The organism is Mesorhizobium sp. M7A.F.Ca.CA.001.10.2.1 (assembly GCF_003998575.1).
Taxonomy (GTDB): domain Bacteria; phylum Pseudomonadota; class Alphaproteobacteria; order Rhizobiales; family Rhizobiaceae; genus Mesorhizobium.
Genome location: NZ_RZQY01000793.1, coordinates 1 through 2,450, shown reverse-complemented (window position 1 = coordinate 2,450; position 2,450 = coordinate 1). Strand labels below are relative to the sequence as shown.

At 57.8% G+C, this 2,450-nt stretch carries 2 protein-coding genes; both read left to right on the top strand.

All coding sequences use genetic code 11. The annotated features are described in order from the left end of the window. The coding region (locus tag EN964_RS31800) for a MurR/RpiR family transcriptional regulator (protein ID WP_206528787.1) at window positions 1-741 on the top strand (741 nt) is incomplete at its 5' end. 332 nt (window positions 742-1,073) lie between these two features. Then, window positions 1,074-2,300 (top strand): ABC transporter substrate-binding protein, encoded by a 1,227-nt coding sequence (locus EN964_RS31795; RefSeq protein ID WP_236383060.1) that lies wholly within the window; start codon window positions 1,074-1,076, stop codon window positions 2,298-2,300. The last annotated feature ends 150 nt before the right edge of the window (window positions 2,301-2,450 follow it).

Here is a 2,450-nt window from a genome sequence, read left to right as displayed (position 1 = left end):
ACTTGGCTCAATGTATCGGCGCCAACCATCACACGGTTTTCGCGCATGCTGGGATGTGACGGTCTAAAGGATCTCAAGCTCAAGATCATGGGGTCGGTGCGCGTCGGCATCCGTTATCTCGAACCCCAGACGCCGCCCGGATCCATCGCCGAAGTTGCGGAGCGCGTCAGCAAACGGGCGCAGAAAACCATTGCGGACATGCATCACAACGTCGACCTCGAACGCGCCCAGGCGGTCGTCGACAAGATCAGCGTCTGCCACACGCTCTACGCATTCGGAAGTGGCGGTGTCTCCTCATGGCTTATCGAGGAGATCCAGAACCGCTTTTTCCGGTTGGGTATACGCGTAATCCCCTGTAACGATCACCAGATGCAGTTCATGCTTGCAACAGCTGTTGAACGCACGGACGTCGTGATCTGCTGTTCGCTCACGGGCGCCAATGTCGAGCTCGAGAAGGCTGTAACCGTCGCTCGCGAGTACGGAGCGACAACCATCGCCCTGACACCGAGCGGAACCCCCCTGGCTTTCGCTGTGGACGAACTCCTGCCGATCGACTGCCTCCCGGACGAAGACATTCTGACGCCGGCGTCAATCCGCTACGCCTACATGATCGCAATCGACATCATATCCTACGGCGTCGCCATCGCACGCAAGGACGCGGGCCGGGAAAAGCTTCGCCGCCTCAAGCAGCAACTGGCGATCGCACGCGATGCGGCCCAGACACAACCCTTGTGCGACTGAGCCGGAAGATGTCAACTTTTTTGCTTTTTTGATCAAAAAATAGATCAAAAACTGACAAAATGCTCCGGACCAACGAAAAATGACACGGAAATGAAAATTTTGTTGGACAGCTAAAAATTTTTGCGCATAGTTACCCCACAGCAAGAGCTTAACCGGCCTTACAGTTTGTCTTCTAGGCCGGAGATACTGAAAGTCATCTGCCGGCACAGCCGGTCGGCCGAAATCAAAAAAAGCTATCATAATGGGGAACTAGCATGATTTCTTCGCTGGAACGACACCTGCTGTCCAGAAGACAGATACTACAAGGCGCTGCGGGACTATCCGCTGCCGCGATGATTGGGTCTCGCGCCTTCGCGGCACCCTCCACGCCGATCAGCTTCGTCGGCTGGCAATACCAGCCGCAGATCGTCGAAGAGAACGTCAAGACGTTCATGAAACTCTATGATGAGAACGTGAATTACGAGCTCGTATCGGGCGATTACCACCCTGTGGCGGAAACGAAGCTCACCGGCGGTCAGCATATCGACATGCTGTATTCCGAAGAGAACTACATCGCCCGCTGGCACGCGGCCAACTGGATCCGTGACATCGAGAGCCTTCCGGGCGTTGCCGATATCAAGGCCGGCATGTTCCCGGTCAGTGTCGAGTCGCTTTCGCTGCCCAACGGCGGGGCCCTGTGCGGGCTCCCCTACTACGCCGGCTACAACACCTTCCTCTACAACGAGGAGCATCTCAAAAAGGCCGGGGTTCAGGTACCGGAAACCTGGGATGCCGTTCTTGATGTCTGCCGCAAACTCAAGAAGGACGGCATATCCGACGCGCCCTTTCACGCAATGTGGCAGCAACAATGGCCAAACATGTCCTGGTATATGTTCGCGGCTTGGTATTCCGAGGGCGCCAAGGTCTTCGATGCCGACGGAAACTTCGTCGATGAGCCGGCCTTGCGCAAGATCCTCGAAATCAACCAGACCTTCTACAAGGAGAAGCTGGTCGTCGAAGACATCATGACCTTGCCCGGCGAAGGTGTGCCCAGCTATGCCTCCGGCCGTCACACGTTCATGGTCGTCCATGACTACAACCACAAGGTCGCCAACGATCCCGCCGTTTCCAAGATCGCGGGAAAGGTGCGCAACGCGATCATGCCGGGCGCGACCCGCTCGACCATGGCCTGGACGGCGGCCTATCTGATGGGCGCCCAGCCCGTCGATGAGGAGCGCGTGTGGAACCTGCTCCAGTTCTTCGGCGGCAAAGCCAAGGATGGCCAGTATCATGTGATCAAGCGCTGGGCTCTCGAGTTCGGTCTCGGCTCGGGCTACAAGGCGGTCATGCAGGATCCGGAGATCGTCGCCAGTTTCTCGAAATGGCGCGACCTTGACATTTCGGCCAAGCAGCTCGGCATGGCGACGTCACGCGCGATCGGCAAGGCGATCTGGTTCCCGGAATGGGATATGTTCATGATGCAGCAGGTCCAGGAATATATCCGCTCAGGCAGCTCGACCGACGAGTTGGTGACAGCGCTTGCGGCCAAGGCTTCCGAGCTCAAGGCCCAATATCAGTAAGACATGACGCAACAGCCGGTCATCGGGGCCGGCTGTTGCGTCCGCACCAACCTCCAACACATCGCCAGACGCGGCATTGTCGGCGATCTGGCCCAGATGATGCGCGAGGACGCCATGACGATGACATTGCCGTCGCAAGGAGCCGTGCCG